General features: G+C 64.8%; 22 protein-coding genes. 18 read left to right on the forward strand and 4 right to left on the reverse strand.

Going from position 1 to position 18,105, the window contains the following annotated elements; translation table 11 throughout:
- The first annotated feature begins 97 nt into the window (after positions 1–97).
- From mgtE to ACVW1C_RS37825, 3 genes are all read left to right on the forward strand, one after another.
- Complete coding sequence (mgtE, locus tag ACVW1C_RS37815; protein WP_456762577.1) at positions 98–1,519, forward strand: magnesium transporter; 1,422 nt, start codon at positions 98–100, stop codon at positions 1,517–1,519.
- A 94-nt stretch (positions 1,520–1,613) separates the two neighbouring features.
- Positions 1,614–1,934: a helix-turn-helix domain-containing protein gene (locus tag ACVW1C_RS37820; RefSeq protein ID WP_456762578.1), complete on the forward strand. Its 321-nt coding sequence runs from the start codon at positions 1,614–1,616 to the stop codon at positions 1,932–1,934.
- A 193-nt stretch (positions 1,935–2,127) separates the two neighbouring features.
- Positions 2,128–2,337, forward strand: a complete 210-nt coding sequence (locus ACVW1C_RS37825) for a hypothetical protein (protein WP_456762579.1) — start codon at positions 2,128–2,130, stop codon at positions 2,335–2,337.
- Positions 2,338–2,352: 15 nt separating this feature from the next.
- Here ACVW1C_RS37825 and ACVW1C_RS37830 read toward each other — a convergent pair whose 3' ends face one another.
- The gene (locus ACVW1C_RS37830) at positions 2,353–2,904 is read right to left on the reverse strand and encodes a DUF6428 family protein (RefSeq protein WP_456762580.1); all 552 of its coding nucleotides are present in this window, start codon (positions 2,902–2,904) and stop codon (positions 2,353–2,355) included.
- Between the two features lie 49 nt (positions 2,905–2,953).
- Between ACVW1C_RS37830 and ACVW1C_RS37835 the strand changes: the two genes are divergently transcribed.
- Genes ACVW1C_RS37835 through ACVW1C_RS37850 form a run of 4 tightly spaced genes read left to right on the forward strand, consistent with a single transcriptional unit; the run spans position 2,954 to position 5,584 of the window.
- The gene (locus ACVW1C_RS37835) at positions 2,954–3,313 is read left to right on the forward strand and encodes an ArsR/SmtB family transcription factor (RefSeq protein WP_456762581.1); all 360 of its coding nucleotides are present in this window, start codon (positions 2,954–2,956) and stop codon (positions 3,311–3,313) included.
- Positions 3,313–3,999 (forward strand): aquaporin, encoded by a 687-nt coding sequence (locus tag ACVW1C_RS37840; RefSeq protein ID WP_456762582.1) that lies wholly within the window; start codon positions 3,313–3,315, stop codon positions 3,997–3,999. Before ACVW1C_RS37835 ends, ACVW1C_RS37840 begins: the two co-directional genes overlap by 1 nt.
- A complete protein-coding gene (arsC, locus tag ACVW1C_RS37845) occupies positions 3,996–4,421 on the forward strand; it encodes an arsenate reductase (glutaredoxin) (RefSeq protein WP_456762583.1) in 426 nt (141 codons plus the stop codon). The genes ACVW1C_RS37840 and arsC overlap by 4 nt, the downstream gene beginning before the upstream one ends.
- Entirely contained in the window at positions 4,418–5,584 is a 1,167-nt protein-coding gene (locus tag ACVW1C_RS37850; protein WP_456762584.1) for an MFS transporter, read from the forward strand. Before arsC ends, ACVW1C_RS37850 begins: the two co-directional genes overlap by 4 nt.
- Here ACVW1C_RS37850 and ACVW1C_RS37855 read toward each other — a convergent pair.
- Entirely contained in the window at positions 5,553–6,164 is a 612-nt protein-coding gene (locus tag ACVW1C_RS37855; protein WP_456762585.1) for a LysR substrate-binding domain-containing protein, read from the reverse strand. The two genes, ACVW1C_RS37850 and ACVW1C_RS37855, sit on opposite strands and share 32 nt — an antisense overlap.
- Before the next feature lie 156 nt (positions 6,165–6,320).
- Here ACVW1C_RS37855 and ACVW1C_RS37860 point away from each other — a divergent pair, with 156 nt between their 5' ends.
- The 5 genes from ACVW1C_RS37860 (at position 6,321) to ACVW1C_RS37880 (ending at position 11,729) form a co-directional block, all read left to right on the forward strand.
- On the forward strand, positions 6,321–8,030 hold the full coding sequence (locus ACVW1C_RS37860) for a phospholipase C (protein WP_456762586.1): 1,710 nt from the start codon (positions 6,321–6,323) through the stop codon (positions 8,028–8,030).
- Positions 8,031–8,066: 36 nt separating this feature from the next.
- Entirely contained in the window at positions 8,067–9,386 is a 1,320-nt protein-coding gene (locus ACVW1C_RS37865; protein WP_456762587.1) for a cytochrome-c peroxidase, read from the forward strand.
- A gap of 72 nt (positions 9,387–9,458) precedes the next feature.
- Positions 9,459–10,244, forward strand: coding sequence for an aldo/keto reductase (locus ACVW1C_RS37870; protein ID WP_456762588.1), 786 nt, complete (start codon positions 9,459–9,461; stop codon positions 10,242–10,244).
- Positions 10,245–10,415: 171 nt separating this feature from the next.
- Entirely contained in the window at positions 10,416–10,592 is a 177-nt protein-coding gene (locus tag ACVW1C_RS37875; RefSeq protein ID WP_456762589.1) for a hypothetical protein, read from the forward strand.
- Positions 10,593–10,820: 228 nt separating this feature from the next.
- Positions 10,821–11,729 (forward strand): hypothetical protein, encoded by a 909-nt coding sequence (locus ACVW1C_RS37880; protein WP_456762590.1) that lies wholly within the window; start codon positions 10,821–10,823, stop codon positions 11,727–11,729.
- A 13-nt stretch (positions 11,730–11,742) separates the two neighbouring features.
- On the opposite strand, the gene ACVW1C_RS37885 is transcribed toward ACVW1C_RS37880, so the two are convergent.
- Positions 11,743–12,420 carry a DUF599 domain-containing protein gene (locus tag ACVW1C_RS37885; protein WP_456762591.1) on the reverse strand — a complete coding sequence of 226 codons (678 nt, stop codon included), beginning with the start codon at positions 12,418–12,420 and terminating at the stop codon, positions 11,743–11,745.
- 124 nt (positions 12,421–12,544) lie between these two features.
- Here ACVW1C_RS37885 and ACVW1C_RS37890 point away from each other — a divergent pair, with 124 nt between their 5' ends.
- From ACVW1C_RS37890 to ACVW1C_RS37910, 5 genes are all read left to right on the forward strand, one after another.
- A complete protein-coding gene (locus tag ACVW1C_RS37890) occupies positions 12,545–13,198 on the forward strand; it encodes a glutathione S-transferase family protein (protein WP_456762592.1) in 654 nt (217 codons plus the stop codon).
- 116 nt (positions 13,199–13,314) lie between these two features.
- Complete coding sequence (locus tag ACVW1C_RS37895; protein ID WP_456762593.1) at positions 13,315–13,683, forward strand: YidB family protein; 369 nt, start codon at positions 13,315–13,317, stop codon at positions 13,681–13,683.
- A 216-nt stretch (positions 13,684–13,899) separates the two neighbouring features.
- Positions 13,900–14,103, forward strand: a complete 204-nt coding sequence (locus ACVW1C_RS37900) for a hypothetical protein (protein ID WP_092114848.1) — start codon at positions 13,900–13,902, stop codon at positions 14,101–14,103.
- Between the two features lie 151 nt (positions 14,104–14,254).
- Positions 14,255–15,190 carry a hypothetical protein gene (locus ACVW1C_RS37905; protein ID WP_456762594.1) on the forward strand — a complete coding sequence of 312 codons (936 nt, stop codon included), beginning with the start codon at positions 14,255–14,257 and terminating at the stop codon, positions 15,188–15,190.
- Positions 15,191–15,309: 119 nt separating this feature from the next.
- Positions 15,310–15,750 (forward strand): DUF1489 family protein, encoded by a 441-nt coding sequence (locus tag ACVW1C_RS37910; RefSeq protein ID WP_420964403.1) that lies wholly within the window; start codon positions 15,310–15,312, stop codon positions 15,748–15,750.
- A gap of 117 nt (positions 15,751–15,867) precedes the next feature.
- Here the strand turns inward: ACVW1C_RS37910 and panC are convergent, their stop codons facing one another.
- Positions 15,868–16,719: a pantoate--beta-alanine ligase gene (panC, locus tag ACVW1C_RS37915; protein WP_456762595.1), complete on the reverse strand. Its 852-nt coding sequence runs from the start codon at positions 16,717–16,719 to the stop codon at positions 15,868–15,870.
- A 289-nt stretch (positions 16,720–17,008) separates the two neighbouring features.
- Between panC and ACVW1C_RS37920 the strand changes: the two genes are divergently transcribed.
- Positions 17,009–17,932 (forward strand): division plane positioning ATPase MipZ, encoded by a 924-nt coding sequence (locus tag ACVW1C_RS37920; protein WP_456762596.1) that lies wholly within the window; start codon positions 17,009–17,011, stop codon positions 17,930–17,932.
- Positions 17,933–18,105: the final 173 nt, after the last annotated feature.

Here is an 18,105-nt window from a genome sequence, read left to right on the forward strand (position 1 = left end):
CAATATTTTTCATTGCACTCGGCACCGTCGATTAGGTAATCCGTTCCGCACTCATCAGAGCATTTTTTCCCCTCCTGTCAAACCGGCGAATCACGGCATGGCCGAGAATATCGACGTTGTCGAACCCGCCGAGGCCGACCCGCTCGCCCGGATGCCGATGCGGGACGAGGAGGGCCAGCTCAGCCCCGAATTCGTCGCGGAGATCACCCGGGCCATTCGCGCCGCCGACCGGCCCCTGCTGTGCGAGGTGGTGGCGGAACTGCACGAGGCCGATCTCGGCGACCTGATCGAGGCGCTGGAGCCGGACGACCGCGTCACCCTGGTCGAAATCACCGGCACGGACTTCGACTTCTCGGCGCTCAACGAGGTCGACGAGACGGTCCGCGAGGAGATCCTCGAGGAACTCGAGCCGGAGACCGTTGCCGAGGGCGTTCGCGAGCTTGAATCCGACGACGCCGTCGAGCTTCTGGAAAGCCTCGACGAGGAGGACCAGGAAGAGATCCTGGAGAAGCTGCCGGCGGCCGAACGCGAGGACATCGAGCGCAGCCTGCTGTATCCGGAGAATTCCGCCGGCCGGCGGATGCAGACCGAGTTCATCGCGGTGCCGCCGGACTGGAAGGTCGGGCAGGCGATCGACTACATGCGCGACACGCCCGATCTGCCGGACCGCTTCTACGAGATCTATGTGGTCGACGCCGACAAGCACTTGCTGGGCGCGGTGCCGCTCGACGCGCTGCTGCGCACCCGCCGCCCGGTTCCGGTCAAGGACCTGATCGATGAGGACCGCCGCCGGGTCTCCGCGCTGGAAGACCAGGAAGAGGTCGCGCGGATGTTCGGCAAGTACAATCTGGTCGCGGCTCCCGTGGTCGACACCACCGAGCGGCTGGTCGGCGTGATCACCATCGACGACGTCGTCGACGTGATCGAGGAGGAGGCTGACGAGGACCTCAAGGCGCTGGGCGGCGTTACCCATCCTGAAGAGCTGTCCGACACGGTCTGGACCATCGCCCGCGGACGCTTCAACTGGCTCCTGGTCAATCTCGCCACCGCGTTCCTGGCTTCCTCGGTGCTTGGCCTGTTCGAGGGCCAGCTCGAGAAGATGGTGGCGCTCGCGGTGCTGGCGCCGATCGTGGCGAGCCAGGGCGGCAATGCCGCGACCCAGACCATGACCGTCGCGGTGCGCGCGCTTGCCACCCGCGAGCTCGGCGCGTTCAACGCGACGCGCGTGGTTCTGCGCGAGACCATGGTCGGGCTCGTCAACGGGCTCGCCTTTGCCGTCATCACCGGCATCGCCGCGGTGGCCTGGTTCAAGATCCCCGGCCTCGGCATCGTGATCGGACTTGCCATCATCTGCAACCTGGTCGCCGGCGCGCTCGGCGGCATCCTGATTCCGATGGTGCTGGAACGGGTGCGCGCCGACCCCGCGGTCGCCTCCGGCACCTTTGTCACGACCGTCACCGACGTGGTCGGCTTCTTCTCGTTTCTCGGCATCGCCACGCTGTGGTTCGGCTTGAAGTAGTCCGGCGCCGGCGGGCGCGTTTATCGTTAATCGCGCCTTAACGGGGTTGGCGGATGATGCTCCTATCTCCAGAGGGGCCATCACGGGGGCCATCATGCAGCGCTTGCGGCTCAAGGCGGACGGACGTATCGTCGAACTGCGCGACGGGCAGGAAATCCCGCTCGTGCCCGCACATCCGGCCGAGGCGGTGATGCGGCCTGTGGCCTCGCAACCGGCCGTGCGCGATCTGCGCCGCCGGGCCCAACTCACCCAGCTCGAATTCGCCGCCAAGCTCGGCGTGCCGGTGGAAACCATCCGCAACTGGGAGCAGGGCAAGCGCGCCCCGCGGGGACCCGCCCGCGCGCTGCTCGCCGTGATCGCCCATTCGCCGGAGACGGTGTTCGCCGCGCTGTCGAGCGAGCCGACGGCCGCGTGAGCTGATACGCAGCGCGCGGCGTTCATTGTCGGCCAATTGATCGCGCATGCCGGCCACAACACCGGTGTCGTGCGGGGAGACGGCAACGGGGCCCTCGCTCCCGGCACGATCTCACGGGACTTGCCAGCAAGGCGGTTTGGCCGCTTTAATCAAAGCATTGCAGTACGTTCCCATTTTGAAACGTGGATTTCCCATGAAGGCCATCGAGCAGATCATTGCCGGTTACGTGTCGCTGAAGAATCGTCGAGCGCTGGAACAGCTCAGAGACCATCGCCAACACCTGCTGGACGATGTTCGAACCCACAGCGTCCCAGGTTTCAGGCCATCGGTCGTAAACGAGACCCTCGCCGAGGAGATCGAGCTCATCGACGGAGCATTGGCTCGCTTCGACGAGCCCGGATAGCTTGCGACCGGAACGTCAGGCCGGCTGGTCGCCTGACGATCTACCGCAGCACGGCTGCTTGGTCTTCGGCGCGCAGCAGGACTGCTGTTCCTGCAGCCATCGGTCGCGCGGCTTGCAGCTCGACGGGCGCGCCGAAAGATAGACGCGGATCGCGGCGTCGCCGGCATCCATGCGTTCCGCGCGATAGATTTGCATCGGCCGAACGCCGTCGCTGACCTCGAAGGTCAGCTTGGCCTGCGGATCGAAGCCGACCGCCTCGTCGACCTTGCGGATGATCGCGAGGAACTTTCCGGCCGGCATGTGGCCCCGGTTTTCCTCCTCGATGTCCCAGAGCTGAATGAAGGTCTCGCTCCAGCTCTCGGGGTTCGCGCCGCAATCGAGCCCTCTGAATGAGCCTGTTTTGACCTCGGTCACGTGGTAGCTGGGGCGGACATCCCGGCCGTCGTAACTGAAGATCAGCGGCTTCTCCTTGTGCGCCTCGAGGCTGGAAAGCAGCGTTGCGGACGAGAGCTCTTCGACCGGCAGCAGGGCGCCGACGGTCGATCGGGTATTGGCAAGCGTATCCATGGCTGCTATCCTCATTTGAATGATTCTTGAATTGTAGGATTATCGAAAGATGGAGGAGCGTCAAGCCCGAACCGCCTTCGCCGCGCTGTCGCAGGAAACGCGGCTGCGGATCGTGCGGTTGCTGGTGCAGGCCGGCCCGGATGGCATGGCGGCAGGGGCGATTGCCGAGGCGGTCGAAGTATCGCCATCCAACGTGTCGTTTCATCTGAAGGACCTCGAGCATGCGGGCATGATCGTGCCGCGTCGCGAGGCGCGTTCGATCATCTACTCGGCGGATTTCACCGGCTTGAGCCACCTCATTGCCTTCCTGATGAAGGATTGCTGCGCGGGCCACCCGGAAATCTGCGCGCCGGCGCTCGCCGATGCCTGGTGCGGGCCGTCCACCGCCAAGAAGAAGGCGCATGTCTGATGCGCGGCTTCGACCTGCCGCGGCGCCTGATGGCCGAGGGCCTCGGTACGTTGCTGCTGGTCGCGACCGTCGTTGGTTCCGGCATCATGGCCGAGACCTTGACCAAGGACGTGGCGTTGGCGCTGCTCGGCAACACGCTTCCGACCGGCGCCATCCTGGTGGTGCTGATCACGATCCTCGGACCGATATCCGGCGCGCATTTCAATCCGGCGGTCACGCTGGTGTTCATGCTCAAGGGCGAGCTCCGGCCGCCGCATGCGGTGCAATACATCGCGGCGCAGGTGCTCGGGGGAATCCTCGGCGGAATGGTCGCACACGCCATGTTCGGCCTGCCGCTCCTGGAGTTCTCGGCCAAGGCAAGGACGGGATTTCCGCAATGGTTTGCCGAATTCGTTGCCGCGTTCGGACTGATCGCAACGATCATCGGTGGCCTCCGGTTTCGTGAGGCCGCGATTCCATGGCTGGTCGGGCTTTACATCACGGCGGCCTACTGGTTCACCGCATCCACGTCTTTCGCCAATCCGGCCGTCGCCATCGCGCGATCGTTCACCGACACGTTTTCCGGCATCCGCGCGCAGGACCTGCCGGGATTCATCGTCGCCGAGGTTCTGGGAGCCATGGTCGCGGCGGCGTTCATGACGTGGCTCCTGCGGGGCGCCGAAACCACCAAGGAAGCAGTCCGATGACGATCACGATCTACCACAATCCCGATTGCGGGACGTCGCGCAATACCCTGGCCATGATCCGCCAAAGCGGGGAGGAGCCCGAGATCGTCGAATATCTCAAGACTCCTCCCTCGCGCGACAAGCTGATCGCGCTGATCGCTGCCATGGGCATGGCACCGCGAGCGCTGCTCCGCGAGATAGGCACGCCCCATGCCGAGCTTGACCTTGCCAATCCGAAATGGAGCGACGACGAACTGATCGATTTCATGATGGCGCATCCGATCCTGATCAATCGGCCCATCGTCGTCTCGCCGAAGGGCGTGAAGTTGTGCCGGCCGTCCGAGGCCGTCCTCGATCTCCTCGCCGTTGCCGACATCGGCCGGTTCGTCAAGGAAGACGGCGAAGTGATTCCGCCGAGGACGCCGGGTGCGCACGCTGGATGAGCCGCCGTGCAGATAATGGTTTGATCGTCGCGCTCGGCACCACGCAAACCTTGGCCTGGGCGTCGAGCTATTATCTGCCCGCGATTCTCGCCGACCCGATTGCGCGGGACCTCGGCATATCCACGAACTGGCTGTTCGCCGCGTTCTCGATGGCGCTCGTGATATCGGGACTGCTCGGTCCGCGCGTCGGCCGCCAGATCGACCGCATGGGCGGGCGCGAAGTGCTCTGCGCGTCCAATCTGATTTTTGCGTCCGGCCTGATCCTGCTCGGGCTTTCGCAAGGCCGCGTTCTGATGGCCGCAAGCTGGCTGCTGCTCGGCGTCGGCATGGGCCTTGGCCTGTATGACGCGGCCTTCGCGGCGCTCGGGCGCATCTATGGCAACTCCGCCCGCCGCTCCATCACCGGCATCACCTTGATCGCCGGGTTTGCCAGCACGATCGGCTGGCCGCTCACCGCGTGGGGCCTCGCAACCATCGGCTGGCGCTGGACCTGCTTCGGCTGGGCGGCGGCGCACATTCTGGTCTGCCTGCCGCTCAACGCCTTCGTGGTCCCCAAACTGAAGAGCGAGCATCGGATCGCGGCCGACACGCCAAAGCCGCATATACCGATCGACCGCGCGATGGTGCTGCTCGCCTTTGCCTTCGCGGCCGCCTGGAGCGTCACGTCGGCGATGGCGGTGCATTTGCCGCGACTTCTGGAGGCGTTGGGCGCGACGCAAACGCAGGCGATCGCGGCGGGCGCGCTGATCGGCCCGGCGCAGGTGGCGGCACGGATTGTCGAAGCGAGCCTTCTGAAGCGTTTTCATCCGCTATGGTCGGCGCGACTGGCCTGCATCACGCACCCCTTGGGCGCCAGCGTCATCGGCCTGTTCGGCGGAGGCTTCGCCGGCATCTTCGCGCTGCTGCACGGTGCCGGCAACGGCATCCTGACGATAGCGCGCGGCACGCTGCCGCTGGCGATATTCGGTCCCAAGGATTACGGTTACCGGCTGGGGCTGCTCGGCGCGCCGTCGCGGCTGTCGCAAGCGATCGCGCCGCTGGTATTCGGATTTCTGATCTCACCGCTCGGCGGCTATACGCTCGCGGTCACATCGGCTCTCAGTCTGGCCGCACTCCTGGCGTTGTTCGCCCTCAAGGCCGAACGGAAGAGCCCCTCGCGGTAGCGTCACGACCTTTCATCCGCCGAACCGTATCGATGAACGCCTTGATGATCGGCGAGTGGCCGCGGCCGCTCTGATGGGCGATGCTGTACTGGGTCTTGATGGTGCGGTCGCTGATCTCGAGCGCGCGCAGGTTCGGATGCGGCACGAACTCGAAGTCGGCGACGACGCTGATGCCGAGCCCGCGTTCGACCGCCTTCCACACGCCTTCGCGGCTTTCGATCTCGAACACCGGCTCGATCCTGATGCCCTCGGCCTGCATCGTCGCCTCGAAGGCGCGCCGGGTGGTCGAGCCGCGCTCGCGCAGCACGATGGGCTGGTCGGCAAGCTCGCGCAGCCTGACCGACTTCCGCTTGAACCAGGGATGATCCCGGTTGACGAACACGATCACGCGGTGCGTGCGATAGGGGATCATGGTGACGCGCGGATCTTCCGGCACCTCCGCCAGGATCGCGACGTCGGCCTCGAAATTGACGATGTGACGAAGAGTGCGTTCGGTGCGACTACAGGAATCGAAGTGGGTCTCAACATGGCGCGTGCCGGCGTCGTTGAGCTCGCGATCGATTCGATGACATCGATCCAATATCCGTTCACGCGTGCCGCAACCGGCGCGTGAAATCGAACGCATCACGATCGCGTCGCGATGACGCGTCAATCGCAAAACCGACACAGAGCTGTTACGCGCGCTGACTAATGTGTCGCATGTCGACGTCATAAATCCTTAAAAATGGGGCAAGAAGTGAAGGCGAAATTCCTTTCGACGGTCGGAGTCTGTCTGGTCGCTGCTGCTGCAGTGGTGTGCAGCGCCGCCGCTCACGACGATGATAGAGATCACGATCATCGTCATCCGCACGACATCCACACCGCAACGCCGATCAAGCATCTCGTCGTGATCTTCAACGAGAATCGCTCGTTCGATCATTATTTCGCGACATACCCGAATGCGGCCAATCCGACCGGCTCGATTCCGTTCATAGCGAATCCACATACGCCGAAGGTCAACAACCTCGCCAACGCCAATTTGTTGACTAACAACCCGAACACCAATCCGGCCAACGGCACGGGCGCGACCAATCCGTTTCGGCTCGATCGCACCCAGGCCAACACGCGCTCGCAAAACCACGCCTATACGCCCGAGCAGCAGGCGGTCGACAACGGCAAGGAAGACCTGTTTCCGAAATTCACCGGTCGCGGCACAGCCGGCGGCGTCGGCGCCTTCGGCACCAACGGGCAGGTGATGGGTTATTTCGACGGCAACACGGTCACCGCGCTTTGGAATTACGCGCAGAACTTCGCGATGAGCGACAATAGCTGGACCGACACCTTCGGTCCGTCGACGCCCGGCGCGCTCGAGGTGGTGTCCGGCCAGACCAACGGTGCGCAGAACATCGCCGGCACGTCATCGTCGATCGCCGACGGCCAGGGCGGCCTGACGCTGATCGGTGATACCGACCCTGCCTACGACGCCTGCTCGAGCACGACCAGCCAGGTCCTGATGACCAGCAGGAACATCGGCGACCTGCTCAATGCCGAGCACATCAGCTGGGGCAGCTTCATGGGCGGCTTCGACCTGACGCTCAAGAACAGCAACGGCACCACAAATTGCGCACGCAGCACCTTCTCGAGCAACGTCAACGGCAGCATCGTCGACTACATCCCGCACCATGCCTGGTTCCAGTACTACAAGTCGACCGCCAACCCGACCCATGCGCGGCCGAGCTCGGTCGACGCGATCGGCCACACTTATGTGCCCGGCAGCAAGACGCTCGATCCGGCCAATCACGCCTACGATCTCGAGGACTTCTACGCCTCGGTGAAGGCCGGCAACTTCCCGGCCGTCTCCTACATCAAGATGCCGGCCTATCAGGACGGTCATCCCGGCAACTCCGATCCGCTCGATGAGCAGGTTGGCAATGTCGAGCTGATCAACTTCCTGCAGAAGCAGAAGGAGTGGCGCGAGACCGCGGTCATCATCACCTATGACGACTCCGACGGCTGGTACGACCACCAGTACATTGCGCCGATCAGCGCCTCGTACGATCCGACCGCCGACCAGGTCAACGGTCCCGGCCAGTGCGGCCGCGGTATCGGCAAGCAGACGCAGCCGAAGGGCCTGAACGGTCAGCCGGTGAACGGCCGCTGCGGTCCCGGCACGCGGATCCCGTTCCTGCTGATCTCGCCTTACGCCAAGAAGAACTTCGTCAGCCACACGCGCATCTCGCAGGCGTCCGTGGTGCGCTTCATCGAAGACAACTGGCTTCACGGCCAGCGTCTCGGCGGCGGCGCGTTCGACGACAGCGTCGAATCGATCACGGACATGTTCGACTTCGATCATGGCCACGATCACGATCACGATCACGACCGCGACGATCAGCAGAACAAGCTGTTCCTCGATCCGACGGCCGGCACGGTCATCGTCAGCCCGCCTGATGATCATCCCCATCACTAACGCTCTGGGATCACTGGACGTCATATGAACGGCCGCATGTTGTGGCTTCTCGGCGCCGGCCTGCTCTGCATGGCCGGCGCTGTTGCGGCAGTCGAGACCCAAGGACTTCCGGGGACAAATCCGAGCCCGGTGCAGCTCAGGCGTCCGCCGATCGCCCCGTTGTCCGGCATGGCGCAGCTCGGGCAGAAGATCTTCTTCGACGCGTCGCTGTCCTCGTCGGGCGCATTGTCCTGCGCCTCCTGTCATAGTCCGGATCACGCCTACGGCCCGCCCAATGATGCGCCAGTCATGCTGGGCGGCCCCGCGCAATCGCGGCAGGGTACGCGCGCCGTGCCAAGCTTGACCTATCTCGAGCGGCAACCGAATTTCAGCATCGGGCCGGAGAAGGACGAGGACGACAACGTCGTCGACTTCGCGCAGCTGGCCGCGGCAGGCCAGCAGGCTGCGCGTGCGAAAAAGGTCGCGACCGGGACCGCGGCGTCGGCGGTTGACATCGTGCCGCAGGGCGGACTGTTCTGGGATGGCCGCGCCGATACGCTGCAGGACCAGGCAATCTTCCCGCTGCTCGATCCCAATGAGATGGACGGCGGCAGCATCGAAGTGGTGGCGCAGAAGCTGCGCCAGGCTAGCTATGCCCCGCGCTTTGCCGAACTGTTCGGCGTTCAGGTCTTCGACGACACGCGGCTGCTGGTCGCGGAGGCGATGTTCGCGGTCGCGCGCTATCAGGTCGAGGAGCCGAGCTTCCATCCCTACAGCAGCAAATTCGACTACTGGCTGGAAGGCAGGGCGCGGCTGAGCGAAAGCGAGTTGCGCGGCCTGCAATTGTTCAACGATCCGGACAAGGCCAATTGCGCCGGCTGCCACACCTCGGCGCCGACCCGCGACGGCCTGCCGCCGTTGTTCACCGATCACCAGTATGAGGCGCTCGGCGCGCCGCGCAACGCCGCGCTCGCCAGCAACCGCGATCCCAACTATTTCGATCTCGGGGTCTGCGGCCCGTATCGCACCGACATTGCCGAGCAGACGCAATATTGCGGGATGTTTCTGACGCCGACCTTGCGCAACACCGCGACCCGCCGCGTGTTCTTCCACAACGGCGTCTTCACGAGCCTCGAGCAGGTGCTGGATTTCTATAACTTCCGCGATACCAATCCGGAGAAGGTCTACCCGCGTGCAGCCGACGGTACGGTGCGGAAATACGACGATCTGCCGGAAAAGCATCACGGCAATGTCGACGTCGCCGATCCGCCGTTCGAGCGCCATCTCGGCGACACACCCGCGATGACCGCGCAGGACGAAGCCGATATCATCGCCTTTCTGAAGACGCTGACCGACGGTTACCAGGCGGAGCGCTGAGCGGTCGCGACGGCTCATCGTGGAACCCGTGCGTGAGGTGGCAGGTCTTCGTCATGCGCGCATAATGGGTGCATGAATATGGTCGAAGGCAACGGTGCCAGAATTCCCGCGATCGGGCTCGGCACCTGGGAGCTGCGCGGGCGGACCTGCGCCCGCATCGTCGAGCAGGCGCTGCGGCTCGGCTACCGGCACATCGACACCGCCCAGATCTATGACAACGAGCGCGAGGTCGGCGAGGGGCTGCGCGCCTCCGGCATCAAGCGCGACGACGTGTTCCTGACCACCAAGGTCTGGACCACACATTTCATGGCGAAGGATCTCGAACGTTCGGCCAAAGAGAGCCTGGCGCGGCTGCGTATGGCCGAGGTCGATCTGTTGCTGCTGCACTGGCCGCATCCGCACGTGCCGCTTGCCGAGACGCTCGGCGCGCTGGCGCGGGTCAAGCAGGCCGGGCTGGCGCGGCATATCGGGGTCTCGAACTTCAACGCGGCGCTGATCGAGGAGGCGGTGGCGGCGTGCCCCGAGCCGCTCGCCTGCGATCAGGTCGAGTACCATCCTTATCTGAGCCAGGCCGACGTGATCGAGGCGTGCACACGCCATGGCATGGCATTCGTCGCCTACAGCCCGATCGCGAAGGGACGCGTCAAGGGTGATCGCGCGCTGGCGCGGATCGGCGATCGTTACCGCAAGACGGCTGCCCAAGTCTGCCTGCGCTGGTTGGTGCAGCAGCGTGTCTCGGCGATCCCGCGCACCTCGAAGCTCGAGCGGCTTCAGGAGAACATCGAGATCTTCGATTTCGAGCTGTCGGACGAGGACATGCGCACGATTTCGGCGATGGGGAGCGCCGTCGCGCGATGATTGGCCGAATGCGCATGGCTGCGTGCCTGCATCGCCTGGCTGGTTATGACCCCCCAGTTGCATTCCCCCGGTTCCAAAATAGCTTGACTTCGAAACCCGTTTCCGTTCGCCTTGCCGCGGCCGATCTCTCTCGTTCCATTTTCCCGGCCGACATTTTCAAGGGAGGTTTCGATGAAAATTATTGTCGTTCTCTTGAGTATTCTCTTCGTGGGTGCTGTAGCGACGCCGCTTTTCATTGCCGAAGCGGTGGCGCAGCAGAATCCACCGGGCGCTAAAGCCAAAAAGGGCGCGGCTACCCAGGGTAACCAAAATCGTCCCTGCAGGTCACGCAACCGCGCGTGCTACTGAGACATTGCAGTGACGATCACCACCGTCACCGCGCTTCCCGCCGGCTGTCCGGAAAACTTCAAAGCGAGGTGGAGACCGCCGGATGATGGCACGAATCGTGGCGGAGCGCCGACGATCGGCGGTGGCTCCCGACCGGGATCCGCCGTTCAGATCAGAATGGGATTGAGGCCGGTCCTGATTGCCCGCTATGGTGCCGAGCGGGGAGACATCACGACGTGATCGAGTGGGATGAAGTTTCGGCCAAACGCGGATCTGATGGCATCGGTGTTCGTGCACCTGATGCTGCTCGCGCTGATTTTCCTGTATTCGGAGGTGCATCAGTTCGATCCGGTTGCCGCTGACACCGTGCCGGTCGAGATCGTGACACCGCAGGAGGTCGCCAAGGCCGAAAGCGAGCCCAATCCGGTGCCGAGCCCGTCGCCGACGCCCGAGCTGCAGTTGCCGTCGTTCGACAAGCCTGTCGACACAGCCAGGCCCGAACCATCAGCGCAGACGCCAGCGCCACAGCCGCGGCAGACCCAGCAGCAACCGCCGCAGAAGCAGGCGATGCCGCCGGAGCCCAAACCCAGCCCGGCTCCGCAGCGTGCCGCGGCCGAGCCACCGGCATCGCAGACGCCGGCACCCCAGACGTCGCCGATGCCCCAGCCATTGGCGCAGCAGGCGGCAGAGCCGTCGCCACCCGCCTACGTGCAGCCCGAGCCGGACCTGTCCGTCAAATACAATGTCATGCTCGGTCTGCCGCCCGATATCCCCATCAAGCCGCCGGCCGAAGCTCCGCACGGCCCCGGTCCCGGCAAGGACAATTTCGACGCCGCCGCCACCGAGCAGGCCGACGTCGGCTCCAGCGTGGTCGCCGAGTTCCGACGTCATCTGAAGAGCTGCATGAAGCTCCCGGCGACTCTGAGCACCGGCGATGACGTCAGGATCAAGCTCAGGGTGTTCATGAAGCCGGACGGCAAGCTCGGCGCAGCGCCGTTGCTGATCGAAGCCACCGCATCGGAAAAGGGGCCTTTGCTGCTCAAGAGCGCGACCGAGGCGCTGCAGGCCTGCCAGCCCTATGCGATGCTGCCGCGGGATCGCTACGGCGAATGGAAGGTGCTCGACCTCGACTTCACGCCGCGAGATTTTGCATCGTGAGCCGAGGCAAGTCTCAGCTTCCCATCGCCTGCCAGGCGTTCGAGGCGAACTGCCGGCGCCAGATTACGACGACGACCGCGGCGGTGGTGGCGAACAGCACCCAGGGGCTGACGAACCAGCCGAGATAGCCGAGCGCGAAGAAGAACGCGCGCTGGCCGCGGTTGAAGTGCCGGCCCGCGGTCTCGAACAGCCGCGTGGTGCGGATCACATGCGCCTCGGCCTCCGGCGTATCGCGCTGGCCGGCCGGCGGCATCGCGCCGAACAGGATCGCAACATAGTTGAACAGGCGATAGGCCCAGGCGAATTTGAAGAACGTGTAGATGAAGATCAGGATCAGCCCGATGCACTTGATCTCCCACAAAGCGGGCGAGGGCGTCAGGTTGACCGGAAGCGCACCGAGCACCGCGAGCGCGTCACTGGTCGCGCGCAGCAGCGCCAGCGCGCCGCCGATCGCGATCAGGCTGGTGGAGGCAAAGAACGCGGTGCCGTTCTGCAGGCTGGCCATGATCTGCATGTCGACCATCCGCGCATCGCGGTTGAGCAGATTCCGCACCCAGATCTCGCGATAGACATGCATCCGCGCCGACAGGCTGTCGCGTCCGTAGGCGGTGTGCTCCAGTGTGATGGCGTAGACCAGCCATTCCAGCGCAAAGAAGCCGACGGCCAGGATGTCGACCCAATAGCCGGTCATTGGTGCCTTCCTTCGTCAATGCGCGGCAGGTCCGCGTCGCGCTGCATCCGCATCCCGCGTCATGTACAGGTTGAACGCGTGCAATGCACTATGGCAAACTGAGGTGGCAACAGGATTCCAGGACATGCTCAAGCTCGTCATCGGCAACAAGAACTATTCGTCATGGTCGATGCGGCCCTGGCTGGCGCTGCGCGCCAACGACATCCCGTTCGAGGAAATCTTCGTTCCGCTCTACACCGACCAGGCCGACAAGGACCGCATCCTCTCTTTCAACAGGGCCGGCAAGGTGCCGACGCTGATCGACGGCGACGTCACGGTGTGGGATTCGCTGGCGATCATCGAATATCTCGCCGAGAAGTTTCCCGAAGCGAAGCTCTGGCCATCAGATCGGGCCGCGCGCGCGCATGCCCGCGCGATCTCGGCGGAGATGCACTCCGGCTTCGTGCCGCTGCGCAGCGAATGCGGCATGAACCTGCACCGGCCGATCCGCGCCGTCGCGCTGTCGGACGATGCGCGGGCCAATGTGGCGCGGATCGAGGAGATCTGGGCCGATTGCCACGCGCGCTACGGCAAGCAGGGTCCGTTCCTGTTCGGCGCATTCTCCGGGGCGGATGCGATGTACGCGCCCGTGGTGCATCGTTTCCGCACCTATGCGATCCCGGTGAAGGCCGAGGCGCAGCATTATGTCGATGCCATGATGCAGCTTCCGGCGTTCCAGCAATGGACCCGCGACGGCCTGGCCGAGACGCTGCGGATCGCGCGATTCGAGGACGCATGACCGGTCCTGCGCTGCCGAATTGTGACAGCGACGGCAAAGATCGCGGCTTGACGCCACGGGGCCGAAGGCATCGAATCCGAAAGACCGGTTTTGCAAGTCGTGAAAGGACTTAGACCATGGGCATTCTCGATTCCCTGGAGAACTCACCGGAGCTGAAAGGCATGCTTGGCCAGCTCGGGGCGGCCGTCATCCCCGCCGTGCTGGGTCAGGTGATGGGCAATGGCGGGCAGGGCGGCCTGTCGGCGATCGTGGCCAAGCTCGAGCAGGCCGGCCTCGGCGAGCAGGTCAAATCCTGGATCGGCACCGGCCAGAACCTGCCGATCACGGCCGAGCAGCTCCAGGAGGTGCTAGGCAGCGACACCGTCAAGCAGCTCGCCGCCAAGTTCAACATTCCGGTCGACCAGCTGTCCAAGGTGCTGGCCCAGCAGCTTCCGGCTGCGGTCGACGGCGCGAGTCCCAACGGAAAGTTGCCACATACCGCCTGAGGCCGTGGAACCGGGTTCCGGCCGAGGTCGGCGGGCAATTTCCGGCTGGCACGTAAATCGCTGCCTATCGCCCTGAAAAACCTGCAAAATCGCACCTTCGCCATGCCCCGATCCTGCTGGATTTGGGGCGGTACGATGTGCTAGGTTGCCGCAGGGTTCTCAAAATGCCGGCTTGAGCTATCGGGACTGTCAGCTCAGCCAGCAATCTCTAAGAAAATGGAGAGGGCGTTGAAGCATAAGTACTCGATTGGCGAGATCGTCTATTTCACGGCCAGCAACGTGGCGCGCCCCGCTGCGAGCGGCACCTATGAGGTGATCCGCCTGCTGCCGACCGATGGTGACGATTGCCAGTATCGCATCAAGAGCTCGACTGAAGCTTTCGAACGGGTGGCCAAGGAGAGTCAGCTCGCGCTGTCCTGAACGTCGTGCGCAAGCCGGTGGCTGGAGCGGGTTCCGCGCCGTCGCCGTCAAAAGGCCCTGTTCGCAGACCCATTGTGCTGAAGGTTGGACGCCGGGATGGCGGCGTTCGCCGTGGCCGGTTGTGCTTTCGCCGCGTTGAGGGACATCGCGCATGAATTGGGCTTCCTCGCTGGATCAGATCTGGCGCTCACCGACCTTCCCGATGTGGCTGACGCTGGCCGCGGCGGCCTTCTTTGGGATTGTCGTTCTGGTCACGCTGCTGCGCGCGGAAAAGTCCGTCGCCAACGGTGCGCTGACCGTCATCACGCTGCTGTCGATCGCGGTTGCGGTCGCCGCCACGATCCGCGGCTTCGGGCCGGGCGGGCAGGCGGCGCCCGCCGATACACGGACGGCGCAATTCACCAGCCAGACCGCGCCGGCGCTGGCCTGCGTCGACGACCTCGCTGGAGATGCCGTCCTCAACGCCTGCGAGAAGGTGCTGTTCGGTTCATCTGACACAGCCGCGGCGGCGGTCAGCTATGCGGCGGCGCAGATTTCGCGCCTGACCGCGCTCGGCGACCTCGCGACCGCGGAGCGCAATTCGACCACCGAGTTGCAGGCGCTGCGCCGCGCCATCGAGCACGACCGCTACGGTCTGGTGGCCTACGCACTGATGGCGCGAGACCACTGCACGCCGACCGCGTGCCCCGCGTTCCGCTCGCTGGGCGACAACCATCAGATCATCAACAACATGAACGAGCGGACCTACGAGAACCTGGTCACCCGCTACGCCGCGTCCTGGAAAGCACCGGCGTCGGCTGCCAACGGCCTGATCGCAGGGTTGCCGCCATCGATGCCTACCGGCAAGCCGACCAATGCGGAGTTTCCGAGCGCGTCCTCGACGCCGCCGGTCAGTATCATGACGCCCGAACCGGCGAAGCCGGCCGCTGCGGCCCAGCCGCCGGCTGCACGCGCCGCCGCCGCGCCGCCCGCTGCCCCGAAGCGGCCGCCTGTAGCAAAGCGTCCGGTCCAGATCGCGCCGGCTCCTGCGCCGGCGGCGCCGCCGCCTGCCGCGGCAAGCGCGCCGGCGGCCGCGAACCAGGAATGAGCGTGACGATGGCGGCTTGAGCCGCCGTCCTTGCACCGTTCCGGGCAGTAGATCCCGATATCCACTGCCGCTGCTATCGCTCCCTTTCCAAAGCGCGCGCCGGCCGCTACATCCGGCGCATGCCGCTTCATCTCATCAAGCTTGCCGTCGGTTGCGACTCGGTCAAGGAACTCAAGGGCTGGGTCGCCGAACGGATGGCGACCGCGAAGAAAAAGGGCCTGCCGCTCCGTCACATCCACATCACGCGGATGACGCCAAAACGCGAGGAGGAGATCCTCGCCGGCGGTTCGCTGTATTGGGTGATCCGTGGCGAGATCGCCGCGCGCGAGAAGATCATCGCGATCGAGCCGTTCCGTGACAAGGACGGCATCGGACGCTGCCGGCTGGTGATGCAGCCCAAGGTGATCGCCGTCTCGCCGCGGCCGATGCGGCCGTTCCAGGGCTGGCGCTACCTGACCGCGGACTCCGCGCCCGCAGATCTCACCAAGTCGAGCGCGGCCAGCGTGGCGTCGATGCCGGAACCCATGCGCCGCGAGTTGCGCGACCTCGGGTTGCTGTGAGCAATCGGAAGACGGCTGCCGCGGACGGGCGCGGCGCAAGCGCCGCCCGGGCCGCGCTCATTAGCCGCTCGCATTGTCACGGTGCATGAACGGCGTCACAGTTTTCCGGATCCTGCCTTAGACCGCGATGTTATCGATCAGGCGCGTGTTGCCGATCCTTGCCGCCACCAGCATCCGCATCGGACCGTCCTTCAGTGAGCCGATCGGTGCCAGCGAGGCGGCGTGGCGGACCTCGAGATAATCCAGCACGAAGCCGGCCTTGGTGATCTGCGCGGCGCCGTCGGCCATTGCGGTCGCGGCGTCCTCGCCGGCGCGCAGGCGGCCTGCCGCTTGCTTCATCACACGGTTGAGCTCGGGGGCCGCGCGCCGTTCCTCCGTCGAGAGGTAGACGTTGCGCGAGGACATCGCGAGGCCGTCGCGTTCACGCACCGTCTTCGACCCGATCACCTTGACGCCGAGGTCGAGGTCCGCGGCCATCTGGGTTACGACCCGAAGCTGCTGAAAGTCCTTCTCGCCGAAGATCGCAACATCGGGCCGGACTTGGGTGAACAGCTTGCCGACCACGGTGGCGACGCCGCCGAAGAAATGCGGCCGGAAGCGATCCTCGAGTCCGGCGATGGCCGGTCCCTCGGGCACGATCCGGGTGGCGAAGCCGTCCGGGTACATCGCCTTCACTTCGGGATGCCAGATCAGGTCGACGCCTTCGGCGGCGAGCTTGGCGACGTCTTCCTTCCAGGTGCGCGGATACGAACCGAAATCTTCGGTCGGCGCGAACTGGGTCGGGTTGACGAAGATCGAAACGACGACTCGCTTCGCGCGACGCTTGGCGAGCCGCACCAGCGACACATGGCCGTCATGGAGGGCTCCCATGGTCGGGACCAGCGCGACGGTCGCCTTCTTGGCGCGCAGGGTGTCGACGGCGCGACGAAGGGCGGGGACGGTACGGACGACGGTGGGATTTCGCGGCATCTGGTCTCGACTCGTGGGGCAAGCTGGGTGGGGGAATCCAAGTGGAACGTTTGGCGTTCGGCAGGTGGCGGAGCTTACCAAGTCCGAACCGCAATCGGCAAACCGCCGCGCAAGCATTAACCGATCTCGGACGCGCATGGATCGCAGGCCTCGTGCCGCCAATCGACGCAGCGGCTTGCGCGTTCGATTCATCATTAAGGACAGCTGCAATTGATTTCCTGTCGCAGTGATGCATTTCACTTGACCGCAGCCGTGCGCGATTTGAAGATCATTTTGCGGGGATTGAATTATGTTGGTGCAGGCTAGTCAGGGTCAATCCGGCTCCGCACATGTCGTGGTGCTGGGCAACGAGAAGGGCGGTTCGGGCAAGTCGACCACCGCGCTGCATATCGCCGTTGCGCTCCTGAAGGCCGGACAGCGCGTTGCCAGCATCGATCTCGACTGCCGCCAGCAGAGTTTCACCCGCTACATCAGCAATCGCCAAGCCTGGGCGCGGCGTTCCGGGCTCGATCTCGAACTCCCCGCGCATTATTGCATCAAGTACGGCGAGACGATGCAGATCGAGGAGAACGAGAACGCCGAATTCCAGCAGTTCATGGCCGCGGTGAGCGCGGTGGAACGTGGCTATGATTTCATCGTCATCGATACCCCGGGCTCGGACAGCTACCTGATGCGGCTCGCGCATTCGATGGCCGACACGCTGGTGACGCCGATCAACGACAGCTTCCTCGATTTCGACGTGCTGGGCACCGTCGATCCCGCGACCTATGCGGTGACCGGCGAGAGCCATTACGCGGAGATGGTGCGCGACACCAGGCGCAAGCGCCGCCAGCTCGACGGCGCCTCGACCGACTGGATCGTGGTGCGCAACCGGCTGTCGATGCTCGGCTCGCGCAACAAGCAGCTGGTCGCCGATGGCTTGAAGCAGCTGTCGCTGCGGCTCGGGTTCCGTTGGGTCGACGGCTTTGCCGAGCGGGTGGTCTACCGCGAATTCTTTCCGCGCGGGCTGACGGCGCTCGACGACATCGACGAGGCGACGCTCGGCACCCGCCCGAGCCTCGGGCACGTCACCGCCCGTGAGGAGGTGATGGGCCTGTTGCGCCAGCTCAAGCTGCCGCTCGACGAGCGCGGCCGCCGCCGCGCCGCCAACCGGGCCGAATGGTTCAGCCAGGTCGACAAGCCGCTGGAAGTCGACGACATCATCGGCAGCTAGACCCGCAAGGCGGGCAATCCCGGTGGCGGCCCGGCATCAGGCAGAATCTCCAAACGATTAGTGTGGCGGTCGCGAGGCGACCAACGGAGGATCGAATGGAACGGCGCCAGTTCATGTCGCTTCTCGGAGGAGCTGCGTTGGCACCGCTCGCCACCTCGCCGGCCTAATCGTCA

The sequence above is a fragment of the Bradyrhizobium sp. USDA 4011 genome (assembly GCF_054063415.1).

What these genes read in the sequence shown, in the direction of transcription:
- mgtE (WP_456762577.1), top strand. Translation starts at nt 98, where the DNA reads ATGGCCGAGAATATCGACGTTGTCGAACCCGCCGAGGCCGACCCGCTC.
- ACVW1C_RS37820 (WP_456762578.1), top strand. Translation starts at nt 1,614, where the DNA reads ATGCAGCGCTTGCGGCTCAAGGCGGACGGACGTATCGTCGAACTGCGC.
- ACVW1C_RS37825 (WP_456762579.1), top strand. Translation starts at nt 2,128, where the DNA reads ATGAAGGCCATCGAGCAGATCATTGCCGGTTACGTGTCGCTGAAGAAT.
- ACVW1C_RS37830 (WP_456762580.1), bottom strand. Translation starts at nt 2,904, where the DNA reads ATGGATACGCTTGCCAATACCCGATCGACCGTCGGCGCCCTGCTGCCG.
- ACVW1C_RS37835 (WP_456762581.1), top strand. Translation starts at nt 2,954, where the DNA reads ATGGAGGAGCGTCAAGCCCGAACCGCCTTCGCCGCGCTGTCGCAGGAA.
- ACVW1C_RS37840 (WP_456762582.1), top strand. Translation starts at nt 3,313, where the DNA reads ATGCGCGGCTTCGACCTGCCGCGGCGCCTGATGGCCGAGGGCCTCGGT.
- arsC (WP_456762583.1), top strand. Translation starts at nt 3,996, where the DNA reads ATGACGATCACGATCTACCACAATCCCGATTGCGGGACGTCGCGCAAT.
- ACVW1C_RS37850 (WP_456762584.1), top strand. Translation starts at nt 4,418, where the DNA reads ATGAGCCGCCGTGCAGATAATGGTTTGATCGTCGCGCTCGGCACCACG.
- ACVW1C_RS37865 (WP_456762587.1), top strand. Translation starts at nt 8,067, where the DNA reads ATGTTGTGGCTTCTCGGCGCCGGCCTGCTCTGCATGGCCGGCGCTGTT.
- ACVW1C_RS37870 (WP_456762588.1), top strand. Translation starts at nt 9,459, where the DNA reads ATGAATATGGTCGAAGGCAACGGTGCCAGAATTCCCGCGATCGGGCTC.
- ACVW1C_RS37875 (WP_456762589.1), top strand. Translation starts at nt 10,416, where the DNA reads ATGAAAATTATTGTCGTTCTCTTGAGTATTCTCTTCGTGGGTGCTGTA.
- ACVW1C_RS37880 (WP_456762590.1), top strand. Translation starts at nt 10,821, where the DNA reads ATGAAGTTTCGGCCAAACGCGGATCTGATGGCATCGGTGTTCGTGCAC.
- ACVW1C_RS37885 (WP_456762591.1), bottom strand. Translation starts at nt 12,420, where the DNA reads ATGACCGGCTATTGGGTCGACATCCTGGCCGTCGGCTTCTTTGCGCTG.
- ACVW1C_RS37890 (WP_456762592.1), top strand. Translation starts at nt 12,545, where the DNA reads ATGCTCAAGCTCGTCATCGGCAACAAGAACTATTCGTCATGGTCGATG.
- ACVW1C_RS37895 (WP_456762593.1), top strand. Translation starts at nt 13,315, where the DNA reads ATGGGCATTCTCGATTCCCTGGAGAACTCACCGGAGCTGAAAGGCATG.
- ACVW1C_RS37900 (WP_092114848.1), top strand. Translation starts at nt 13,900, where the DNA reads ATGGAGAGGGCGTTGAAGCATAAGTACTCGATTGGCGAGATCGTCTAT.
- ACVW1C_RS37905 (WP_456762594.1), top strand. Translation starts at nt 14,255, where the DNA reads ATGAATTGGGCTTCCTCGCTGGATCAGATCTGGCGCTCACCGACCTTC.
- ACVW1C_RS37910 (WP_420964403.1), top strand. Translation starts at nt 15,310, where the DNA reads ATGCCGCTTCATCTCATCAAGCTTGCCGTCGGTTGCGACTCGGTCAAG.
- panC (WP_456762595.1), bottom strand. Translation starts at nt 16,719, where the DNA reads ATGCCGCGAAATCCCACCGTCGTCCGTACCGTCCCCGCCCTTCGTCGC.
- ACVW1C_RS37920 (WP_456762596.1), top strand. Translation starts at nt 17,009, where the DNA reads ATGTTGGTGCAGGCTAGTCAGGGTCAATCCGGCTCCGCACATGTCGTG.